Origin of the sequence: Streptomyces vinaceus, from assembly GCF_008704935.1 — a bacterium.
GTDB lineage: Bacteria > Actinomycetota > Actinomycetes > Streptomycetales > Streptomycetaceae > Streptomyces > Streptomyces vinaceus.
The window spans coordinates 4,020,001-4,038,673 of the sequence record NZ_CP023692.1; the positions used below are offsets into that span (position 1 = coordinate 4,020,001).

At 69.1% G+C, this 18,673-nt stretch carries 17 protein-coding genes and 2 rRNA genes; 9 read left to right on the forward strand and 10 right to left on the reverse strand.

Annotated elements, in window-relative coordinates; translation table 11 throughout:
- Positions 1 to 226: 226 nt before the first annotated feature.
- The 3 genes from CP980_RS18070 to CP980_RS18080 all read left to right on the forward strand — a co-directional run bounded on the left by CP980_RS18070 (position 227) and on the right by CP980_RS18080 (position 4,188).
- A 23S ribosomal RNA gene (locus tag CP980_RS18070) occupies positions 227 to 3,350 on the forward strand.
- 77 nt (positions 3,351 to 3,427) lie between these two features.
- Positions 3,428 to 3,544, forward strand: a 5S ribosomal RNA gene (gene rrf, locus CP980_RS18075).
- A gap of 86 nt (positions 3,545 to 3,630) precedes the next feature.
- The gene (locus tag CP980_RS18080) at positions 3,631 to 4,188 is read left to right on the forward strand and encodes a GNAT family N-acetyltransferase (RefSeq protein ID WP_132757891.1); all 558 of its coding nucleotides are present in this window, start codon (positions 3,631 to 3,633) and stop codon (positions 4,186 to 4,188) included.
- Positions 4,189 to 4,197: 9 nt separating this feature from the next.
- Here CP980_RS18080 and CP980_RS18085 read toward each other — a convergent pair whose 3' ends face one another.
- The 6 genes from CP980_RS18085 to CP980_RS18110 all read right to left on the reverse strand — a co-directional run bounded on the left by CP980_RS18085 (position 4,198) and on the right by CP980_RS18110 (position 11,203).
- Positions 4,198 to 5,682, reverse strand: coding sequence for a P-loop NTPase family protein (locus CP980_RS18085; protein ID WP_150528611.1), 1,485 nt, complete (start codon positions 5,680 to 5,682; stop codon positions 4,198 to 4,200).
- The gene (locus tag CP980_RS18090; protein WP_132757887.1) at positions 5,683 to 7,095 is read right to left on the reverse strand and encodes an ATP-binding protein; all 1,413 of its coding nucleotides are present in this window, start codon (positions 7,093 to 7,095) and stop codon (positions 5,683 to 5,685) included.
- A 19-nt stretch (positions 7,096 to 7,114) separates the two neighbouring features.
- Entirely contained in the window at positions 7,115 to 8,677 is a 1,563-nt protein-coding gene (locus CP980_RS18095; RefSeq protein WP_132757885.1) for an SCO6880 family protein, read from the reverse strand.
- Positions 8,674 to 9,984, reverse strand: a complete 1,311-nt coding sequence (locus tag CP980_RS18100) for a hypothetical protein (protein ID WP_150528612.1) — start codon at positions 9,982 to 9,984, stop codon at positions 8,674 to 8,676. Before CP980_RS18100 ends, CP980_RS18095 begins: the two co-directional genes overlap by 4 nt.
- Positions 9,974 to 10,819 (reverse strand): hypothetical protein, encoded by an 846-nt coding sequence (locus CP980_RS18105; RefSeq protein WP_150528613.1) that lies wholly within the window; start codon positions 10,817 to 10,819, stop codon positions 9,974 to 9,976. The genes CP980_RS18100 and CP980_RS18105 overlap by 11 nt, the downstream gene beginning before the upstream one ends.
- 75 nt (positions 10,820 to 10,894) lie before the next feature.
- Positions 10,895 to 11,203, reverse strand: a complete 309-nt coding sequence (locus CP980_RS18110) for a hypothetical protein (protein ID WP_008742356.1) — start codon at positions 11,201 to 11,203, stop codon at positions 10,895 to 10,897.
- Positions 11,204 to 11,608: 405 nt separating this feature from the next.
- Between CP980_RS18110 and CP980_RS35185 the strand changes: the two genes are divergently transcribed.
- Positions 11,609 to 12,316 (forward strand): collagen-like protein, encoded by a 708-nt coding sequence (locus CP980_RS35185; RefSeq protein WP_165937311.1) that lies wholly within the window; start codon positions 11,609 to 11,611, stop codon positions 12,314 to 12,316.
- A gap of 20 nt (positions 12,317 to 12,336) precedes the next feature.
- Here CP980_RS35185 and CP980_RS18120 read toward each other — a convergent pair whose 3' ends face one another.
- Positions 12,337 to 13,191, reverse strand: coding sequence for a pentapeptide repeat-containing protein (locus tag CP980_RS18120; RefSeq protein ID WP_150528614.1), 855 nt, complete (start codon positions 13,189 to 13,191; stop codon positions 12,337 to 12,339).
- 68 nt (positions 13,192 to 13,259) lie between these two features.
- Here CP980_RS18120 and CP980_RS18125 point away from each other — a divergent pair, with 68 nt between their 5' ends.
- The 3 genes from CP980_RS18125 to CP980_RS18135 all read left to right on the forward strand — a co-directional run bounded on the left by CP980_RS18125 (position 13,260) and on the right by CP980_RS18135 (position 16,271).
- Entirely contained in the window at positions 13,260 to 14,054 is a 795-nt protein-coding gene (locus tag CP980_RS18125) for a thioesterase family protein (protein WP_150528615.1), read from the forward strand.
- A gap of 226 nt (positions 14,055 to 14,280) precedes the next feature.
- Positions 14,281 to 15,288, forward strand: coding sequence for a C40 family peptidase (locus tag CP980_RS18130; RefSeq protein ID WP_150530259.1), 1,008 nt, complete (start codon positions 14,281 to 14,283; stop codon positions 15,286 to 15,288).
- Between the two features lie 266 nt (positions 15,289 to 15,554).
- Positions 15,555 to 16,271, forward strand: coding sequence for a phosphatase PAP2 family protein (locus CP980_RS18135; RefSeq protein WP_150528616.1), 717 nt, complete (start codon positions 15,555 to 15,557; stop codon positions 16,269 to 16,271).
- A 22-nt stretch (positions 16,272 to 16,293) separates the two neighbouring features.
- Here the strand turns inward: CP980_RS18135 and CP980_RS18140 are convergent, their stop codons facing one another.
- Both CP980_RS18140 and CP980_RS18145 read right to left on the reverse strand, forming a co-directional pair.
- Positions 16,294 to 16,527, reverse strand: coding sequence for a hypothetical protein (locus CP980_RS18140; RefSeq protein ID WP_132757875.1), 234 nt, complete (start codon positions 16,525 to 16,527; stop codon positions 16,294 to 16,296).
- A 123-nt stretch (positions 16,528 to 16,650) separates the two neighbouring features.
- Positions 16,651 to 16,833 carry a hypothetical protein gene (locus CP980_RS18145; protein WP_150528617.1) on the reverse strand — a complete coding sequence of 61 codons (183 nt, stop codon included), beginning with the start codon at positions 16,831 to 16,833 and terminating at the stop codon, positions 16,651 to 16,653.
- A gap of 176 nt (positions 16,834 to 17,009) precedes the next feature.
- Here CP980_RS18145 and CP980_RS18150 point away from each other — a divergent pair, with 176 nt between their 5' ends.
- Together CP980_RS18150 and CP980_RS35190 are read left to right on the forward strand one after the other, a co-directional pair.
- On the forward strand, positions 17,010 to 17,843 hold the full coding sequence (locus CP980_RS18150; protein ID WP_132757873.1) for an SCO4651 family lipoprotein: 834 nt from the start codon (positions 17,010 to 17,012) through the stop codon (positions 17,841 to 17,843).
- A 141-nt stretch (positions 17,844 to 17,984) separates the two neighbouring features.
- Entirely contained in the window at positions 17,985 to 18,137 is a 153-nt protein-coding gene (locus tag CP980_RS35190) for a hypothetical protein (protein ID WP_165937309.1), read from the forward strand.
- A gap of 39 nt (positions 18,138 to 18,176) precedes the next feature.
- Here CP980_RS35190 and CP980_RS18155 read toward each other — a convergent pair whose 3' ends face one another.
- Positions 18,177 to 18,533: a metal-sensitive transcriptional regulator gene (locus CP980_RS18155; protein WP_099895509.1), complete on the reverse strand. Its 357-nt coding sequence runs from the start codon at positions 18,531 to 18,533 to the stop codon at positions 18,177 to 18,179.
- Positions 18,534 to 18,673 lie beyond the last annotated feature (140 nt).

Consider the following 18,673-nt stretch of genomic DNA (forward strand, 5'->3'; position numbering starts at 1 on the left):
GAACGTTGATTAGTTGGCATCTTCGGATCTGATGGTTCTCGAGTACTGCTTCGGCGTGGAAAGAGAAGACGGACGAACGAAGATGCCTGGCACGTTGTTGGGTCCTGAAGGTACGGCCGTAAGGTCATGTCTTCAGTGCCGGCCCCAGTGAACTCGCCAGCTTGTTGGTGGGGTGATGGGTGGCTGGTCGTTGTTTGAGAACTACACAGTGGACGCGAGCATCTGTGGCCAAGTTTTTAAGGGCGCACGGTGGATGCCTTGGCACCAGGAACCGATGAAGGACGTGAGAGGCCGCGATAGGCCCCGGGGAGCTGCCAACTGAGCTTTGATCCGGGGGTGTCCGAATGGGGAAACCCGGCAGTCGTCATGGGCTGTCACCCACTGCTGAACACATAGGCAGTGTGGAGGGAACGAGGGGAAGTGAAACATCTCAGTACCCTCAGGAAGAGAAAACAACCGTGATTCCGGGAGTAGTGGCGAGCGAAACCGGATGAGGCCAAACCGTATGTGTGTGATACCCGGCAGGGGTTGCGCATGCGGGGTTGTGGGAATGAGCTTGATCGGTCTGCCGGCCGGTCGGCGAGTCAGAAACCGTTGATGTAGTCGAAGGACATGCGAAAGGTCCGGCGTAGAGGGTAAGACCCCCGTAGACGAAACATCAGCGGCTTGCTTGCTCATCTCCCAAGTAGCACGGGGCCCGAGAAATCCCGTGTGAATCTGGCGGGACCACCCGCTAAGCCTAAATATTCCCTGGTGACCGATAGCGGATAGTACCGTGAGGGAATGGTGAAAAGTACCGCGGGAGCGGAGTGAAATAGTACCTGAAACCGTGTGCCTACAAGCCGTGGGAGCGTCGCTGTATGTGCTTGCACATGCAGTCGTGACTGCGTGCCTTTTGAAGAATGAGCCTGCGAGTTAGCGGTGTGTAGCGAGGTTAACCCGTGTGGGGAAGCCGTAGCGAAAGCGAGTCCGAATAGGGCGTTTGAGTTGCACGCTCTAGACCCGAAGCGGAGTGATCTAGCCATGGGCAGGTTGAAGCGGAGGTAAGACTTCGTGGAGGACCGAACCCACCAGGGTTGAAAACCTGGGGGATGACCTGTGGTTAGGGGTGAAAGGCCAATCAAACTCCGTGATAGCTGGTTCTCCCCGAAATGCATTTAGGTGCAGCGTCGTGTGTTTCTTGCCGGAGGTAGAGCACTGGATAGGCGATGGGCCCTACCGGGTTACTGACCTTAGCCAAACTCCGAATGCCGGTAAGTGAGAGCACGGCAGTGAGACTGTGGGGGATAAGCTCCATGGTCGAGAGGGAAACAGCCCAGAGCATCGACTAAGGCCCCTAAGCGTACGCTAAGTGGGAAAGGATGTGGAGTCGCAGAGACAACCAGGAGGTTGGCTTAGAAGCAGCCACCCTTGAAAGAGTGCGTAATAGCTCACTGGTCAAGTGATTCCGCGCCGACAATGTAGCGGGGCTCAAGCGTACCGCCGAAGTCGTGTCATTGCAGCAATAAGCCCCAACGGGTGTTGTGATGGGTAGGGGAGCGTCGTGTGCCGGGTGAAGCAGCAGCGGAAGCTAGTTGTGGACGGTTCACGAGTGAGAATGCAGGCATGAGTAGCGATACACACGTGAGAAACGTGTGCGCCGATTGACTAAGGGTTCCTGGGTCAAGCTGATCTGCCCAGGGTAAGTCGGGACCTAAGGCGAGGCCGACAGGCGTAGTCGATGGACAACCGGTTGATATTCCGGTACCCGCTTTGAAACGCCCAATATCGAATCAGGCGATGCTAAGTCCGTGAAGCCGTTCCGGACCCTTCGGGGAAAGGAAAGTGGTGGAGCCGACGAACCAGACTTGTAGTAGGTAAGCGATGGGGTGACGCAGGAAGGTAGTCCAGCCCGGGCGGTGGTTGTCCCGGGGTAAGGGTGTAGGCCGAGGGGTAGGCAAATCCGTCCCTCATTAAGGCTGAGACCTGATGCCGAGCCGATTGTGGTGAAGTGGATGATCCTATGCTGTCGAGAAAAGCCTCTAGCGAGTTTCATGGCGGCCCGTACCCTAAACCGACTCAGGTGGTCAGGTAGAGAATACCGAGGCGTTCGGGTGAACTATGGTTAAGGAACTCGGCAAAATGCCCCCGTAACTTCGGGAGAAGGGGGGCCATCACTGGTGATCGGACTTGCTCCGTGAGCTGGGGGTGGCCGCAGAGACCAGCGAGAAGCGACTGTTTACTAAAAACACAGGTCCGTGCGAAGCCGTAAGGCGATGTATACGGACTGACGCCTGCCCGGTGCTGGAACGTTAAGGGGACCGGTTAGTGACCTTTCGGGGTTGCGAAGCTGAGAACTTAAGCGCCAGTAAACGGCGGTGGTAACTATAACCATCCTAAGGTAGCGAAATTCCTTGTCGGGTAAGTTCCGACCTGCACGAATGGCGTAACGACTTCTCGACTGTCTCAACCATAGGCCCGGTGAAATTGCACTACGAGTAAAGATGCTCGTTTCGCGCAGCAGGACGGAAAGACCCCGGGACCTTTACTACAGTTTGATATTGGTGTTCGGTTCGGCTTGTGTAGGATAGGTGGGAGACTTTGAAGCCCCAACGCCAGTTGGGGTGGAGTCGCCGTTGAAATACCACTCTGGTCGTGCTGGATGTCTAACCTCGGTCCGTGATCCGGATCAGGGACAGTGTCTGATGGGTAGTTTAACTGGGGCGGTTGCCTCCCAAAGGGTAACGGAGGCGCCCAAAGGTTCCCTCAGCCTGGTTGGCAATCAGGTGTTGAGTGTAAGTGCACAAGGGAGCTTGACTGTGAGACCGACGGGTCGAGCAGGGACGAAAGTCGGGACTAGTGATCCGGCGGTGGCTTGTGGAAGCGCCGTCGCTCAACGGATAAAAGGTACCCCGGGGATAACAGGCTGATCTTCCCCAAGAGTCCATATCGACGGGATGGTTTGGCACCTCGATGTCGGCTCGTCGCATCCTGGGGCTGGAGTCGGTCCCAAGGGTTGGGCTGTTCGCCCATTAAAGCGGTACGCGAGCTGGGTTTAGAACGTCGTGAGACAGTTCGGTCCCTATCCGCTGTGCGCGTAGGAATATTGAGAAGGGCTGTCCCTAGTACGAGAGGACCGGGACGGACGAACCTCTGGTGTGCCAGTTGTCCTGCCAAGGGCATGGCTGGTTGGCTACGTTCGGGAGGGATAACCGCTGAAAGCATCTAAGCGGGAAGCCTGCTTCAAGATGAGTATTCCCACCTCCTTGAGAGGGTAAGGCTCCCAGTAGACGACTGGGTTGATAGGCCAGATGTGGAAGCCCGGTAACGGGTGGAGCTGACTGGTACTAATAGGCCGAGGGCTTGTCCTCAGTTGCTCGCGTCCACTGTGTTAGTTCTGAAATAACGAACAGCTGTGTTGCCGTCCAGTGTTCAAATTTCATAGTGTTTCGGTGGTCATAGCGTTAGGGAAACGCCCGGTTACATTCCGAACCCGGAAGCTAAGCCTTTCAGCGCCGATGGTACTGCAGGGGGGACCCTGTGGGAGAGTAGGACGCCGCCGAACAATCATTGTGAAAAGCCCCGTACCGGGTATCCGGTACGGGGCTTTTTGCGTTTACGGGCACGTGGGCCTGTGGTTGGATCCGGGCTATGAGCGATCAGTATGTGATGCGTGCGGTACGGGCCGACGAGTGGGAGAAGGTCAAGGAGCTGCGGATTTCCGCGCTCAAGGACCCGGCGGCGCCCGTGGCCTTCCTGGAGACCCTGGACCAGGCCGAGGCCAGGACGGACGAGTTCTGGCAGGACCGGGCGCGCGGGGCCTCGCACGGGCGGCATGCACGGCAGTTCGTCGCCGAGGGGCCGGACGGGGAGTGGGTCGGGTCGGTGACCGTGCTCGTCGAGGAAGGCGGGACCACCGACTTCTTCGAGCGGGTCGTCGAGCGGACCCAGGGCCACCTGGTGGGTGTGTTCGTACGCCCCGGGCAGCGGGGGAGCGGGCTGACGCAGCGGCTTTTCGCCGCCGCGCTGGAGTGGGCCTGGGCGCTGGAGGGGCCGGCGCTGGACCGCGTACGGCTCTTCGTGCACGAGGAGAACCCGCGGGCCGCGGCCTTCTACCGGCGGATCGGGTTCAAGGCGAGCGGGCATGTCGTACCCGTGCCGGCCGATCCGGGGGCGAAGGAGTTCGAGTACGTGCTGCCGCGCCCCTAGGCTCACTTTCTAGTGCTGGAGGGCAGCCGCCTCCGGCCAGCGGTAGCGGGCCTGTTCGCGGCTGCGGCACAGGGCGAGCAGGGGGAGGGAGCCCTCCTGCAGGAGCTCGGGGAGCTGGGGGATGGGGGCCACGGCGGCCACGTCCTCCAGGACCAGCGTGAGTGGTGGGTCGAGCCGGCCGTGGGATGACCGTGCGGCCATGCGGCGGCCGTGCTCGACCACGCTCGCGGCGAGTGCGGTGAGCAACGGCATCGCACCCGGGTGGGTATGGGGGTCTTCCAGCGATTCGCCCACCAGATAGAGGGTGCCCCCTTCGGCGACGAACGATGCCAAGGTCAGTGCATCCGTTCGGTTCGGATTGCAGGCCTCGCGGATGTGGATGGACGTGAGGCAGGAGAGGGCACGGGCCGTCAGGTGCTGGGCCTGCTCGCGGCGTTCGGGGTGGGCGGTGAGGGCGCTCTCCAGCTCGCCGGCGGAGCCGGGGGCGGCCTGGGGGTGCGTACGGAGGATGCGTACCGGGTCCTGGGCGCTGTTGCCCTGGGCCCAGCGGTGCAGCTGCTTGAACGGGCGGTCGTCGAGGGCCGCGGCCTGCAGCCAGCTGCGCAGGAGCGTTTCCGCCGTGTCGGCGATGGCCGCGTCCATACGGGCCTGGGGGCGTACGGGGGCCAGCAGGGCGATCGCGCGGGCGGCGGCGGTGTCGCGGTCGGCGCAGGAGTCGGCCGGGTTCCAGTGCATGCGGGCCGGGGTGTCGCACAGGTGCGAGGGGTCGTAGAGGAGGACCGGGCCGAGTTTGGCGCGGGCGTCCTTCGTCTCCGCCCAGAGGGCGGGGGAGGAGGTGACGACCAGGGCCGCGCCTTCCGCTGCCGCGAGGGCTTGGAGGGCGAGGGGGTGGCGCTGGGCCTGGCTGCCGTAGGCCATGGGGGTGTTGTCGTCGTTGCCGCCGCCGTTGTCGGAGGCGGCGGCCTCGTCGTGTCTCCGCGGCTCGAACGTCGGCGGGGCCGGGATGGGGAGCGTGGGGAGGGGCTGCTGAGCGGTCGGGGCGGGGATCGTGGGGCCGGCGCTGCCGGGGGCGTTGCCCGCGGGCTGCCGGGCCTCGGACACCGCCGGGTGCGGGTCGGCCGGGGCGGGCGGCGGGCCCGGCTTGGAGCGACGGGAGCGGGTGCGGGCGATCACGCCCATGACGAAGATCGTCAGGACGAGCAGGACCAGGAGCTGGCTGATGAACAGGCCCCAGAACAGCCCCCAGCCCGAGAGGGCCGATGGGGCCGTGTCCGGCCAGGCTCCCGGGATGTCGTGCGGTTGAGCTATCAGGGCGCGGACCGCGCCCGCGGTGCGGGTGAACGTAACGGTGGACGGCCAGGCGCCCTTCGAGAAGAGCGCGGCCAGGCCCGTGGACGTCCAGACCAGGGTCGCCAGCCCCAGGAGGAAGGCCAGGAGGGCGATCAGGAGGCCGTCCGGGATGCCGCCCGGTTTGCCGTTCCGTTCGTCGTGCATCTACGCCACCGTTGTCGCCGAGCCAGGGCCGCCGTTGCGGTGGCGTTCCATGAGGAGGGCTCTTTCCTCCGCCTCCAGTTCGGCCGCCAGCAGGTCGTCGGGGAGCTGGGAGGAGGACTCCGTCATGGCGCGGTCCGTGTAGACGAGGGGGCGTTCGGCCTCGGTGATCAGGTGTTTGACCACCTGGACGTTGCCGTTGACGTCCCAGACCGCGATGCCGGGGGTGAGGGTGGGGATGATCTCCACGGCCCAGCGGGGCAGGCCGAGTACGCGGCCCGTCGCGCGGGCCTCGTCCGCTTTCTGGGCGTAGATCGTACGGGTGGAGGCCATCTTGAGGATGGCTGCGGCCTCGCGGGCGGCCGCGCCGTCGACGACGTCGGACAGGTGGTGGACGACGGCCACGAAGGACAGGCCGAGGCGGCGGCCGAACTTCAGGAGGCGCTGGAACAGCTGCGCCACGAAGGGGCTGTTGATGATGTGCCAGGCCTCTTCGACGAGGAAGATGCGCTTCTTGCGGTCCGGGCGGATCCAGGTGTGCTCCAGCCAGACGCCCACGATCGCCATCAGGATCGGCATGGCGATCGAGTTGCGGTCGATGTGCGAGAGGTCGAAGACGATGAGCGGGGCGTCGAGGTCGATGCCCACGGTCGTGGGGCCGTCGAACATGCCGCGGAGGTCGCCGTCGACCAGGCGGTCGAGGACGAGGGCCACGTCGAGGCCCCAGGCCCGTACATCGTCTATGTCGACGTTCATGGCCTCCGCGGATTCGGCCTCCGGGTGGCGGAGCTGTTCCACGATGTCCGTGAGGACCGGCTGGCGGTCGCGGATCGTGTCGACGACGTACGCGTGCGCGACCTTGAGCGCGAAGCCGGAGCGTTCGTCGAGGCCGTGGCCCATGGCGACTTCGATGATGGTCCGGAGCAGCGCGAGCTGGCCGGTCGTGGTGATCGCCGGGTCGAGGGGGTTGAGGCGGATCCCGTCGTCGTTGGCGGCGATGGGGTCCAGGCGGATGGGGGTTATCCCCAGCTGCTGGGCGATGAGGTTCCACTCGCCGACGCCGTCCTCGCCCTGGGCGTCGAGTACGACGACCTGGCGGTCGCGGAAGCGGAGCTGGCGCAGGACGTACGTCTTCTCCAGGGCGGACTTGCCGTTGCCGGACTCGCCGAGGACCAGCCAGTGGGGGGCCGGCAGCTGCTGGCCGTACAGCTGGAAGGGGTCGTAGATGTAGCCCTTGCCGCTGTAGACCTCACGGCCGATGATCACACCGGAGTCGCCGAGTCCGGGGGCGGCGGTGGGCAGGTAGACGGCCTGCGCCTGCCCGGTGGAGGTGCGTACGGGCAGTCGGGTGGTCTCGACCTTGCCGAACAGGAAGCTGGTGAAGGCGTCCGTCAGAGCGGACATGGGATCTCGCATGGGCGGCACTTCCCTCCAGCTAGCGTCGGATGCCGGTGGCGAACGGCAAGGTGTTGACGAAGGCGCGGTGGTGTTCGCGGTCGCACCACTCCAGCTTCAGGTAGGACTTGCCCGCGGAGGCGCGGATGGTGCGCTTGTCGCGGGCGAGGGCCTCCGGGGATCGGGAGGACACCGTGATGTACCCGACCAGGTTGACTCCCGCCGCACCGCTGGCGAGATCTTCACCCCTCTGGTCGAGCCGGCCGTGGGCGGCGATGTCGCGGGGGTCGACGGTGCGGTTCATCTTGGCGGCGCGGCTGGCGTCGGCCTCGTCGTTGGTCTTCTCGGTGAGCATGCGCTCGATGGCCACCTCGGTGGGCTCCAGATCCATGGTGACGGCGACGGTGCGGATCACGTCGGGGGTGTGGACGAGGAGGGGGGCGAGGAAGTTGACGCCGACGGGGGTCATCGGCCATTCCTTCACCCAGGCCGTGGCGTGGCACCAGGGGGCGCGGGTGGAGGACTCGCGGGTCTTGGCCTGGAGGAAAGTGGGTTCCACCGCGTCGAGTTCGGCGGGCCAGGCGTTGCGCTTGGTCATGGCCTGGATGTGGTCGATGGGGTGGTCGGGGTCGTACATGGAGTGCACGAGGGAGGCGAGGCGGCCCTGGCCGAGGGGCTGGCGGACGCGGATGTCGGCCTCGGCGAGGCGGGCGCAGATGTCGGTGAGCTCGCGGGCCATGACGATGGCGAGGCCGGCGTCGCGGTCGAGCTTGCGGCCCTTGTGGGGGGTGCCGGCGCGGGCGATGGTGTGGGCCTCGGCGGCGAGTTCGCGCGTGTAGTGCATACAGGCGACGAGGTAGGCGCGGTGCTGCTCGGAGGAGGTGGAGACCATCGACTGGAGCTGGTCGTACGAGTCGCGCAGCCAGACGGGGGCCTTGGTGTCGCCGCGCTGGGCGACGTCCTTGGCGTGGGCGTCCGGGTCGGCGGGGAGCGTACGGGCGAGCATCTGGAGGCGGGTGACGAAGCCGTCGCCGTTGGCGACGTGCTTGAGGAGGGTGCCGAAGCGGTCGACGAGGGCTTCCTGGTCCTCGCTGTCGCGCAGGCCGACGCCGGGGCCCTCGATCTCGATGGCGGCGGTGACGGTTCTGCGGTCGGCGTGGAGGAGGACGGCGATCTCGTCGGGGCCGAAGGGGGCGGCGAGCCAGTTGATCCGGCCGATGCCGGGGGGCGGGCCGACCTCGACCTCGCGGCCGTCGGAGGCGCGGACGCCGGCCTCCATGGCGGAGGAGCGGTAGGTGGTGCCGCGGCGCAGGGTGCGCTTGTAGCTGCGGTTGATCTCGAACCACTTGTAGAACGTGCGGCCCTTGTACGGGACGTACACGGCGGCGAGCGCGAGCATGGGGAACCCGGCGAGGGTGACGATGCGCAGGGTGAGGCTGGGGACGAGCAGGCCGCTCATCATGCCGAAGAAGGCGCCGACGATGATCAGGGCGATCTCGCCGCTCTCGCGGTTCTTGCCGACGATCGCGTTCGGCCGGGCCCGGCCGATGAGATACGTGCGGCGGGGCGCGACCGGGTGCAGCTGGTGGGACTGGGTCGTCAACGCCCGTCACCTCCTGTGTTCCTCGTACTCGATCCGGAGCGGGGCGCGGGTGCGGCGGAGGGTGCAGATCCGCCGCCGGAGGTGGGGCGGCTGCTGTGGGCGGCCACGCCTCCGGAGAGGGGGTTGGCGGGGCGGGGGGCGCTGGAGCTGCCGCCGTCGCCGCCGCCGCGGTGGGCGCCGCGGCTGCTGTGGGTCTTGATGCCCTGGGATACGAGGGAGGCCGGGGAGCTGATGACGGCGGCGGCCTGGGCGCCGTCGGTGGCCTTGCTGCGGTTGGAGCGGGCGGAGGCGATCTCGTCGCCGAAGCCGGGGACGAAGCGGTAGATCATCGCGGAGGCGAAGATCGCCAGGAGGATGATCGCGAGGCCGGAGACGACGGCGGAGAAGGCGTTGGGGCCCTTCTCGCCGGCGAGGGCGCCGGCGAGGCCGAGGACGATGACGATGACCGGCTTCACGAGGATGACGGCGATCATGATGCCGGCCCAGCGGCGGACGTGGCCCCAGAGGTTGCGGTCGACGAGCCCGGCGTAGACGACCACGCCGAGGAGGGCGCCGACGTAGAGGAGGGCGGCCCGGATGAAGAGTTCGAGGAAGAGGACGCCGGCGGCGAGGACGGTGACCAGGGAGACGACGATCAGCATGATCGGGCCGCCGCCGATGGAGTCGCCCTTCTTGAGGGCCTCGATGAAGGAGCCGAAGAACACGTCGGTCTGGCCGCCGCTCGCCGAGGCGATGACTTCCGTGACGCCGTCGGTTGCGGAGACGACGGTGTAGAGGATCAGGGGGGTGAAGGCGGAGGCGAGGACGGTGAGCCAGAGGAAGCCGACGGCTTCGGAGATGGCGGTGGTGAGGGGGACGCCGCGGATGGCGCGCTTGGCCACGGCGAAGAGCCAGAGCACGAGGGTGAGGATGGTGGAGGCGGCGAAGACGACGGCGTACTGCTTGAGGAAGGCGCCGTTGGTGAAGTCGACGTTGGCCGTGCCGTTGATCGCTTTGCTGAGCTCGGTGACGATCCAGGCCGCGGCGTCGGCGCAGCCCTTGGCCAGGGAGGCGAGGGGGTTGAGGGCGTCGGCCGGGTCGCTGGGCGCTAGGCCTGTGCGGGGGGTGCCGGCGGCGCCGTCGCCTCGTTCGCAGTAGTCCTTGGCGGGGCCCCGGATCAGGTCGCAGGGGTCGTTACTCGCCTGTGGGCTGGGCGCGCTCGGGCTGGGTGCGGGAGCGGCGACGGCGCGGGTGGCCAGGAGGACAGCAGTGGTCTGCAGGGCGGCTACGACGGCTGTGAAGGACAGACCCCGACGGCTAGCGTGCATAGGTGAGCCCCCCGAACTGCGATACGGCGGCGGCCATCTCCTCGGCGGAGGCAGCCCTCTGGTCCCGGCCCACCGGGGCCGGGCCGTCCTTCTGCGTGAAGTCGGCCACGCGCCAGTCCCCGTTGGTCCAGCGGAGCTCGAAGGTGTTGGTGTACCAGCTCTCCGCGACCGGGTTCTTCGAACCCTCGCCCGCGAGACCGAACAGGGTCGAGTGCCAGACGGAGACGGTCGCGGCGTCGGTGGAGAACTTCTCCACCTTGGTCCCGACGGGGTTCGTACGGGAGATGAACTGGAGGCCCTTCGGAGCCTTTCCGCCGGAATCGAGGCCGATGCGCGCCAGGAACTGCGCGTCCGTGTAGACACGGTCGAGGTCGCTCTGGCGAGCGGCGGCCACGTCCGGCACGTACACAGCCTGGACGGTCGCCTTTCTGCGGGCGCTGTCGAACATGCCGTCAGAACCCAGTGCCACCGCGTAATTGGCGGCGGCTGACTGGGCGCCCTGTTCGGTTTGGGGGAAGCCGGAGGGGATTCCGCCGTTCTTGCCGTCTACCGGGCGGGTGCCTGTGGCTGCTGTGGAGGCTGGGGGTGGGGGGGTGTTCGTGGTGGGGGTGGAGGGGGCGTCTCCGGACTGGTTGGCGAAGGCGATCGCGGCGATCAGGAGGACCACCACGCCGACCACCGTGACCAGGCCGCGCGAGGCGCGCGGGGTGCGGCGGGGTGGGCCGTACTGGTCCGAGGGGGAGTCGGGGAGGCGGGTGCGGGTCTGGCCCGTGCCGCCGATCTCGCCGTACCCGCTGCCGCCGGCGCCGCCGCCGTACTGGTCGTCGTTGCTCATTCCGTGTCCGCCCCCTCCGCCTCGTACGACGGTAGCGCTGGTTGTCTTCAGGTCCGGCAGCCGGTGGCGGCCCGGCTAGACGGCCATTCCGTAGACGATGGTGAAGAGGGTGCCGAGGGAGCCGATGATGAACACGCCGGTCAGGCCGGCGACGATCAGGCCCTTGCCCTGCTCAGCGCTGAAGGTGTCCCGCAGTGCGGTCGCGCCGATGCGCTGCTTGGCCGCGCCCCAGATGGCGATGCCGAGGCAGAGGAGGATCGCGACTGCCATGACCACCTCGATCATGACCTTCGCCTCGTTGCCGAGACTGCCGAACGGCCCCCAGTTCGGGGCGATTCCGCCGATGATGGTGGTGATGTCGCCCTTTTCGGCTGCCAGGATCATGTAACTCACCGCCCCTGTATGGGTAGTTCCGGTAGCCCGTGCCCGACGGCAGGGGTCACGCACTATCTTCGCTGATGAAACCGCCGTCGTACGTCGACTTGACGGCTCTCTTTACCCGATCTCCCGCCCTTTGTGCCGCTCGCGCGCTCTGACCTGGGCACGGGCGGCGGGTGCGCGGGAGAACATATGGTCACTCTGTGTATCACGGGGGGTGACCCCGGGCAATGATTGCCCTCTCGGCGTGCGGGGGGCCGCTCGGGTGGCCGCCGTTCGGCGCAGTGTGCGGGCGTGTCGTTGGGCCGAGCCGCTGACGTTGGTCCGACATTCCGTCAGTCGTTCCATTGCCGTGGCGTGTTGCGGGAGATGCTCCAGCCCGTTCGGTAGGACGACGCAAGGAGTGCACGGATGGGTTCCGCAGTGAAGGTCGGTCGGCGCGCGTGGCTTGCCGGTGGTTTCGCAGTTCCGCTGGCGATCGCGCTCGCGGGCGCCTCGGTTCCGGCGATGGCGGCCTCCCAGGGGACGGGCGCGGCGGTCGCGCCGGCCTGGAGCAGCAGCAGGTGTCCTGAGCCGGATGCGCGGACGCTGCCGGCCAAGGCGCCCGGCAAGGCCGCGAAGGCGGCGAAGGCCAAGACGGCGTCCAAGCCCGCGAACCCGTGCGCCGGGCCGAAGGGCGATCGGGGTCCCCAGGGGCCGAAGGGTCCCCAGGGGCCGAAGGGTGACCGGGGGCCGCAGGGGCCCAAGGGTGATCGGGGGCCGCAGGGGCCGAAGGGTGACAAGGGGGCGCACGGTCCGCACGGGCCGTGCGAGGACATCGACACGGCTCTGGCGGCGACGGGCCCCCTGGAGTTCAGCGCGGTGCTGCACCGGGGCAGGACGTACCTGGGCGTACGGGGGATTTCGCCGCTCGGGGCGTACACCTGGAGGGACCTCACCACGCAGCTGAACCCGGGGCACCCGCGGAACGCGTGCGGGGTGTCGGTCAACACCATCGCCAACTACGTGTACGTGAAGGTGCTGACCACCGCGGGTGAGGTGTACGAGAACCAGTGCACGTACACGCCGCAGGCCGCGCTCACCTGCACGGCGGGCTGGACGGCCATCATCAGGCCGTGAGCCGGTGCCGGTAGCGGCGTCTACGCGGACCAGTGGGCGGGGCGGACCAGGGTCGAGGGGATCCTGGTCGCCGCGTCGCCCCGGGCCGCGCCCAGCTGCGGCTGGGTCAGGAAGAGGGCTCCGCGCAGGTCCGCCCCGCTCAGGTCGGCGTCGCGGAAGTCGGCTCCGATCAGGTCCGCGAGGCGCAGGTCCGCGCCGCTGAGGTCGGCGGCGATCAGGTAGGCGCCGCGGAAGTTGGCGCCGCGCAGGTCGGCGCCGGCGAGGCGGGCGCCCATGAGGTCGGCGCCGCGGTGGTTCCTCTTGCGGGCCGGGGCCTTGGCGCGGGCCAGTTCGCTGGCGCGCAGCAGGAGGGTGTTGACGCGGCCGCGCAGGGCGCCGACGTCGAGTCCGGTCAGGGCGTCCGCGTCGGCGGCGGTCCACTGCGCGGTCTCGGCCTGTGCGCGGCGCAGGTCCGCGTGGAGCGGGGCGGCGGCCGGGAGGGCGAGTGCCCCGGTGACGTAGAAGAGCAGCTCGTGCAGTTGCCGCATCACGGGGAAGACCTCGTACATCGCCCCGGCAGTGCCCGGGTGCGCGCGCCAGTCCCGGCCGCCGAAGGTCACCTGGGAGACCTGCTGGCCCGCGCCGAAGCAGTCGAAGACGGTGCAGCCCTGGAAGCCCTTGTCGCGCAGCCGGGTGTGGATGCCGCAGCGGAAGTCCTCCTGGAGGTTCTTGCAGGGGGTTCCGGCGGCCTTGTTCACGGCGAAGTCGGTGGACTTGGCGAAGGGCAGGGCGACGCAGCAGAGCGCGAAGCAGTTCGCGCAGTCCGCCTGCAGGACGGGGAGGGCGGGCAGGCCGGGCGTGGCGGGGGTGGCGGGGGTGGCGGGGGTGGCAGACACGCCTCCATTGTCCCCGGTCCGGGGCGCGGGTCTGGCGGCGCGGGTTACCTGTCGGTAGCGTTCCGGCCATGGCGATCTCCGAGGCGTTCTTCGAGCGGGTCGATGCCGGGCGTTTCCTGGCCACCGAGTACACGCGCGGGCCTTGGGACCCGGGCTCGCAGCACGCCGGTCCGCCGGCCGCGCTGCTCGGGCGGGCCGTGGAGGAGCGGGAGGGGGCCCGCGCCGACATGCGGATCGCGAGGATCACGTACGAGATCCTGCGGCCCGTGCCGATCGGCCCGCTGGAGGTCACCACCTCGGTGCTCCGGGCCGGCCGCAGCACCGAGGTGGTCGAGGCGGCCCTCGCTCCGGCCGGGGGCGCGCCCGTGATGCTCGCGCGGGCGCTGCGGATCCGGGTGGCCGGGGAGGCCGTGCCGGGCGTGGCGCCGGGGCCGCAGCTGTCGCCGCCCGGGGAGGTGGGCCCGACGCCGTTCTTCCCGGTGCCGTGGGAGACGGGCTACCACGCGGCGATGGAGACCCGCTTCACGCAGGGCGCGTTCGTGGAGCTGGGTCCGGGCACGTGCTGGATGCGGATGAAGGTGGCGCTCGTCGCGGGGGAGGAGACCAGGCCGCTGGACCGCGTCCTGGTCGCCGCCGATTCGGGCAACGGGATCAGCTCGGTGCTGGACTTCGGCCGGTACGTGTTCGTCAACAGCGACCTGACCGTGCACCTGCACCGCCACCCGGTGGGCGAGTGGGCGTGCGTGGAGGCCCGTACGAGCGTGGACGCGGGCGGGATCGGGCTGGCGGACGCCCGGCTGCACGACGAGAAGGGGCCCATCGGGCGCAGCGCGCAGAGCCTGTTCGTCGCCCCGCGCCCCTGACGCCGGGCCGCCCGGACGCCTTGGGCGGCGGGTGCGCCCGGTGTGCCCCCGGCCGACGACCGGGAGGACTGGACGCCGGTCTCCTGCCGCGCCGAGGATGGCCGTGCGACGTACGTGGGCACGCACTTCCCGGGCTTCCAAGTGGCCTAGTGGGCCGGGCGACACGAGCGAATCGCACGTGAAAGCGACGGGGATGGGGGAGTGTTGACGGGTGCGCAGATTCTGGATGGCAGGCGGGATCGGGATCGGGCTGTGCCTGAGCTTCCTCGTGCTGATCGTGGTGGGGACGTACTCGGCCGCGGCGGGCCTCGCCGGAGGGGCGGCCGGCGGGCGTGCGCTCGGGCTGGCCAAGGGGGCCGTGCCCGCGAAGTACCAGAACCTGGTGCAGAAGTGGGGCACCCTGTGCCCGGCGATGACCCCGGCGCTGCTCGCCGCCCAGCTGTACTCCGAGAGCGGCTGGAATCCGAGCGCCGTCAGCCCGGCCGACGCCCGCGGCATCGCGCAGTTCATCCCGGGCACCTGGGCCGGGCACGGCATCGACGGGGACGGTGACGGCGACCGCGACATCTGGGACCCCAACGACGCGATCCCCTCGGCGGCTTCGTACGACTGCGAGCTGGCCAAGGACGTGGCGGGCGTGCCCGGGGACGCGACGAGCAACATGCTCGCGGCGTACAACGCGGGGGCGTACGCGGTCATCAAGTACGGCGGGGTGCCGCCGTACCAGGAGACGCAGGGTTACGTGAAGGCCATCACCACCCTGGCGAAGAGCTTCGAGCGGCCCGTCGGGCGGGTGGCGCCCTCGCAGCAGGCGGCCGGGGCGATCTACTTCGCGCAGAAGCAGTTGGGGACCCCGTACCTGTGGGGCGGGAACGGGACGCCGGACCAGGACGGGCGGTTCGACTGCTCGGGGCTGACGAAGGCGGCGTACGAGTCGGTGGGGATCGAGCTGCCGCGCGTGGCCAACGACCAGTACAACGCGGGTCCCCACCCCTCGCGGGGCGAACTGCTCCCCGGCGACCTGGTGTTCTTCTCCGATGATCTGACGAACTCCCGGGCGATCCATCACGTCGGCCTCTACGTGGGCGGCGGCTACATGATCAACGCCCCGTACACCGGCGCCGTGATCCGCTTCGACAAGATCGACACCCCGGACTACTTCGGGGCGACCCGCGTCACCAAGGACGGGGCCGCGGCCCTGCCCGACCGGAGCGCCGACGCCAAGTCCTCGTGACCGCGCCGACCTTGCCCCGCCGCGCCTCGCCGTGCCTCGCGTTGCCCTCCTTGCCCGGCCCTGCCCACCCTGCGTCAACCCCAGGCCCTGAGCTGCGACGACGAGTCTCTCTTCGATAACGTTGCCGTGATCATTCGGTGGAGAGTGGAACGTCCTGTTCAGAACGGGCGTTCCATGGACGCAGGCTTGATCAACGGGGGGGTTCAGGGGCGTACGCAGGCGTGCGCCCGAGGGGAACCGAGCAAGGGCTAAGGGGCCGCATCGCCATGGCTGGACTCACGACCGGTGGGCCGAACGTGGACGTAAGCCTGCTGTACGACATCAACGGACTGGCGCGGCACGCCCCGGCCGGAGTCGACCGGGCCGTCGCCCTCGTCGGCTCGTACGGGATCCCGCTGGCCCTGGTGCTCCTCTTCCTGTGGTGCTGGCACGGTACGCGCCGACAGGACGAGGCCACGGCAGCCGAGTCCTTCGCCGCCCTCGTATGGGCACCGCTCGCCGCCGCGCTCGTCCTCCTCGTGAACGTCCCGCTGCGCGCGTTCGTCGCCCGGCCGCGGCCGTACGCCGCACACAGCGGCCTGGATGTGCTCGCCCCGTACGCGGGACCCGGCGACTTCTCCTTCGTCAGCGGCCACGCCGGCCTCGCGATGGCGCTGGGCGTCGGCCTGTTCATCGCCCACCGCAAGCTCGGGCTCATCGGGATCGGGCTGGCCCTCGCCGAGGGGCTCTGCCGGGTGTACCTCGGCGTCCACTACCCCACCGACGTCATCGGTGGCTTCGCGCTCGGAACCGCCGTCGTCCTGCTGCTCGCCCCGCTCGCGATGGCGCTGCTGACCCCGGTGGTGCGGGCGGTGGCCCGCTCCCCGCGCGCGGGCCGGCTGGTCCGCGCGAAGCGGCGCGCCCTGCCCCGCCCGGTGGACCTCGCGCAGCCGCAGACCCCGCCGCCGGGCTGTCGCCCGCACGAGAGCGACCTCGCGGCCTAGGTTCCCCTTCCGGGGCGCGGGGTCAGGGGTCGCCGCTCTCCGTGCCGTGGCCCTCCGAGTCCTCCTCGCGGCGGTAGCGGGAGCGCAGCCACAGACCGGTGGCCGCGGCCGCGGCGGCGGTCGCGCCGATCGCCAGGGCCACGTCGGCCGGGCCGTCCGCAGAACCCGTCGGACGGGCCGAGGCCGCCGCGGCGGGCGTGAGGGTGAGGAGCAGGGCCCAGAGGAGGGCGGCGACGCGGGGTGCGGGTCCTGGCATGCATCCAGGGCATCCGCTCCCCGGTCCCCCGGCCAGCCGGGCCGTCCGAACGGGCGACGCGCCGGGCGTTCCGGCCTCAGGACTCGGGGCCTGCGAAACTCCCGGACTCGGGTATCCCGGGACTCAGGCCGAGGTGTGCCGGTCCGCGTCCTTGCGGGCCAGATCGCGGGAGCGGCGGGCCGGGCCCCTCCAGCCGCAGGTGCACGACGCCAGACAGAAGGAGCCGCGTTCGGCGGTACTCGTGGTGTGGCTGGTGTGGCCGGTGGGTCCGGTGGGTGGCCGCTCCGTGGGACGGGTCTGCGGCACGACGTCAAGCGGAGGGACAAGCGACGCTTTGCTGTGCGAATCCACACCACCACGGTACCCGGACCGCGCGGCAGCCCGGGACGCGGCGGCCCGTGACGGGAAACCCCGGACCTCGTTAACCGGAGCGGGTGGGGGCCTCGGGCAAGCAGCGGTCATGCGTTGGGGGTTGGCAGGCGATGGTGGTGCACCAGCACAGGCGGCGGCGCGGGCGTGCGGGTGAGGCGGTGCTCGCCCTGGGCATGGCCGCGACCGTGGCGGCGATGAGCGGGTGCGCGGGCGCGGGCCGGGCCGACGACAGGCCCCCCGCCGACCCGGCCGCGACCGTACGGAGGGCCGCCGACCGGCTGGCCGAGACCGGCAGCGCGCAGACCCGTACGGCGATGGAGATGGCCACCGGCGGCACCCGGGTCACCATCCGCGGCGAGGGCGGGGTCGACTTCAAGAACCGCATGGGCCAGCTGCTGGTGATGCTCCCCGCCGACGCGGCCGGCAAGGACGAGCACCGGCCCATCACCGAGCTGCTCGTCCCCGGGGCCCTGTACATGAAGAACCGTGGCGCGGGCGTGCCCGACGACAAGTGGGTACGGGTCGACACCACGGCCCTCGCCGACGGGAACCTGGTCACGGGCGGGGCCACCGATCCGCTGGCGGCGGCCGAGCTGCTGCGCGGCGTACGGGAGGCGACGTACGTGGGTGAGACCGAGGTCGCGGGCACGAAGGTGCGGCACTACAGCGGCACCATCGACATCGGCCGGGCCGCGGAGCTGGCCTCGCCGGCGGTCAAGGGGGCACTGGAGGCGGCGGCGAAAGGGTTCAGCAAGGACGCCGTCCCGTTCGACGTCTACCTCGACGAGGAGGGGCGGCTGCGGAAGGTCCGGCACCGCTTCAGCTACGTCAACAATGGCGTGATCGACGTCTCCTCGACCACGCTGCTCTACGGGTTCGGGGCGCCGGTGAAGGTCGTATTGCCCGCAAGCGGGGACATTTACGCCGGGAAGATCGCCGGGTAGCCGGCCGGACGGTGCCGGGGCGGCGCGATCGGGCCATGGCCCGGTATCCGGAAATGGTCCATCCGTGTCATGCGCACACCGCCCCGCCCTCCCTACGCTGAGACGGCCCCTGACCGATGACGGCAGATCGAGGTGACACGCGTGACTCCCGCAGGCGGTACGACGGTGCAGGACCACGTGGCTCTCGCCGAGATCGAGCTGTGCGGCGAACTGATCATCGCGGCGTCCGCGGCGGACGAGGAGCGGCTCAGCCAGGACCGGATCGACGAGGTCCTGATGGGGCTCGGGCTGTAGCCGCCGCAGCTGCCCCGGCCAAACCGATCGCCGTCCGCGTCAGGTGCGCAGCAGGCGCGCGATCGCCTTCGTCGCTTCCTCGACCTTGGCGTCGATCTCGCCCCCGCCCTTGACGGCCGCGTCGGCGACGCAGTGCCGCAGGTGCTCTTCGAGCAGTTGGAGCGCGAAGGACTGGAGGGCCTTCGTGCTCGCCGAGACCTGGGTGAGTATGTCGATGCAGTAGACGTCCTCGTCGACGAGCCGCTGCAGACCGCGGATCTGGCCCTCGATGCGGCGCAGCCGCTTGAGGTGCTCGTCCTTCTGGTGGTGGTAGCCGTGCACCGCGCCGGTACCGGTGACGGTTCCCGTGCCGGTGGCGACGTCGGCTCCGGAGCCCTCCGCCTCGATGGCAGTCATGCGTCCTCCCGTGGTCCGGATCGAGGGGTGCATACCCCTCATGGGTATAGGGTACTGGGCCCTGGACGGCGCGGCAGGGGCCCGTGCACCTCACTCTGCCTGATGGAGGACACTGGGGAACCGCCCGGAACCGCCGGTTA

Excerpts from the sequence above, each read along its gene's own strand:
- CP980_RS18080 (WP_132757891.1), top strand. The coding sequence starts at position 3,631 with ATGAGCGATCAGTATGTGATGCGTGCGGTACGGGCCGACGAGTGGGAG.
- CP980_RS18085 (WP_150528611.1), bottom strand. The coding sequence starts at position 5,682 with ATGCACGACGAACGGAACGGCAAACCGGGCGGCATCCCGGACGGCCTC.
- CP980_RS18090 (WP_132757887.1), bottom strand. The coding sequence starts at position 7,095 with ATGCGAGATCCCATGTCCGCTCTGACGGACGCCTTCACCAGCTTCCTG.
- CP980_RS18100 (WP_150528612.1), bottom strand. The coding sequence starts at position 9,984 with ATGCACGCTAGCCGTCGGGGTCTGTCCTTCACAGCCGTCGTAGCCGCC.
- CP980_RS18105 (WP_150528613.1), bottom strand. The coding sequence starts at position 10,819 with ATGAGCAACGACGACCAGTACGGCGGCGGCGCCGGCGGCAGCGGGTAC.
- CP980_RS18110 (WP_008742356.1), bottom strand. The coding sequence starts at position 11,203 with ATGATCCTGGCAGCCGAAAAGGGCGACATCACCACCATCATCGGCGGA.
- CP980_RS35185 (WP_165937311.1), top strand. The coding sequence starts at position 11,609 with ATGGGTTCCGCAGTGAAGGTCGGTCGGCGCGCGTGGCTTGCCGGTGGT.
- CP980_RS18125 (WP_150528615.1), top strand. The coding sequence starts at position 13,260 with ATGGCGATCTCCGAGGCGTTCTTCGAGCGGGTCGATGCCGGGCGTTTC.
- CP980_RS18130 (WP_150530259.1), top strand. The coding sequence starts at position 14,281 with ATGGCAGGCGGGATCGGGATCGGGCTGTGCCTGAGCTTCCTCGTGCTG.
- CP980_RS18135 (WP_150528616.1), top strand. The coding sequence starts at position 15,555 with ATGGCTGGACTCACGACCGGTGGGCCGAACGTGGACGTAAGCCTGCTG.
- CP980_RS18140 (WP_132757875.1), bottom strand. The coding sequence starts at position 16,527 with ATGCCAGGACCCGCACCCCGCGTCGCCGCCCTCCTCTGGGCCCTGCTC.
- CP980_RS18150 (WP_132757873.1), top strand. The coding sequence starts at position 17,010 with ATGGTGGTGCACCAGCACAGGCGGCGGCGCGGGCGTGCGGGTGAGGCG.
- CP980_RS18155 (WP_099895509.1), bottom strand. The coding sequence starts at position 18,533 with ATGACTGCCATCGAGGCGGAGGGCTCCGGAGCCGACGTCGCCACCGGC.